The sequence below is a fragment of the Bartonella sp. AC158YNML genome (assembly GCF_042196725.1).
Lineage (GTDB): Bacteria > Pseudomonadota > Alphaproteobacteria > Rhizobiales > Rhizobiaceae > Bartonella.
Genome location: NZ_JBHIQU010000102.1, coordinates 1 through 579, shown reverse-complemented (window position 1 = coordinate 579; position 579 = coordinate 1). Strand labels below are relative to the sequence as shown.

Sequence of the window (579 nt, the reverse complement as noted above, 5' to 3'; positions counted from 1 at the left end):
ACCACAGACATCTTCAGAAAATTTCTTATTTTCTTTAAGCACAGCATTGCCATAAATCGTTGTAAATTGGCAAATTTGTGCCTTGCCACTCACATGAGCATTATCGTGAATTTTTGCAAAGGGACCAACACGCGCCGAGCCAGAAACCTTGGCATTGTCATAAATATTGCTCCCATCATAAACTATAGCCTTATCAAAAACATGAGCATTGCCATAAGCTTTTGACCACGCAGCAAGGCGTGATTTACCGTAGACATGGGCATCATTAAACACAAGCCCACTCACTTGAGCATTTTCATATACATGGGCATTATCGTAAATAAGAGCCCCCTCAGTAATAACGGCATTATCACTCACAACGGCATTGCCAAAAACATAGCCACCAATTTTTGCATTGCCATTAATGACTGCATTGTCATAAACATGTGCCTTATCACTCAAAACCCATGCCTTATCACTAATCACAGCATTACCATAAACCCTAGCATAATTCACAACACAGGCATTATTGCGTATTTTGGCATTTTCGGAAACGCTTGCTTTGATAACCATAGCATCATCATAAACCCAGCAATTGCC

At 40.2% G+C, this 579-nt stretch carries 1 protein-coding gene; it reads right to left on the bottom strand.

Features of this window, described 5'->3' with window-relative positions:
• A partial coding sequence (locus ACFIM1_RS09480) for a hypothetical protein (RefSeq protein ID WP_375694710.1) occupies positions 1–579 on the bottom strand: 579 nt, incomplete at both ends.